The sequence below is a fragment of the Corallococcus sp. AB018 genome (assembly GCF_003986945.1).
Lineage (GTDB): Bacteria > Myxococcota > Myxococcia > Myxococcales > Myxococcaceae > Corallococcus > Corallococcus exiguus.
The window spans coordinates 1-610 of sequence record NZ_RAWR01000485.1 but is presented as its reverse complement, the minus strand read 5'-3'; the positions used below and the strand labels follow the sequence as shown (position 1 = coordinate 610).

General features: G+C 70.3%; 1 protein-coding gene. It reads right to left on the bottom strand.

Going from position 1 to position 610, the window contains the following annotated elements; genetic code table 11:
• Window positions 1-516 (bottom strand): translation initiation factor IF-2 N-terminal domain-containing protein (locus D7Y11_RS42835; protein ID WP_199753982.1); only part of this gene is annotated, 516 nt, incomplete at its 3' end.
• Between the last annotated feature and the right edge of the window lie 94 nt (window positions 517-610).

Sequence of the window (610 nt, the reverse complement as noted above, 5' to 3'; positions counted from 1 at the left end):
GGCCGGAGCCTCGGACGCCGACGGCGCCTCCGGGGCGGCGGCGATGGAGGCGACGGTCGCCTCCGGCGGCGTGGCCGTCACGGCCGGGGCCTCCGGGGCGCGGGCCACGGGGGCCTGCTCCACGGTGGTGGACGGCGGCTCCACGGCGACAGGCGCCTGCGGGGCCTCCGGCTCCATGTAAGCCGCGCCCTGCGGCTCGGACTCCGGCTCGTAGGCGGGCTCGTTCGCCTGAGCGTAGGCGTCCTGGTTCTCGTGGGCGGACGCGCCCGCGGGAGGACCGACCTTGCGGCGCACCACGAAGCCCTTGGCGGCAACGGGCGGAGCGGCCTGCTTGGGCTTGCGCTTGTCCAGGATCTTCTGGACCGCGGCGGTGGCCTGGTCATCGTCCAGCGAGGACGAGTGGCTCTTGACGTCGTAACCCAGCCCGGCGAGCTCGGTCACGACCTCCTTATTGTCGAGCTCAATCCCGTGGCTCTTGAGCTCCTTGGCGATTTCGTGAACGCGCTTCTTCGACATACCTTGATTGGCCTTCTGCTCCGCCGACGACGAGGCCGAGCACCCTAGTCCAAAGCCGAAATTGTGTGCGAGTGGTGCTTAACAGCCACCTCCC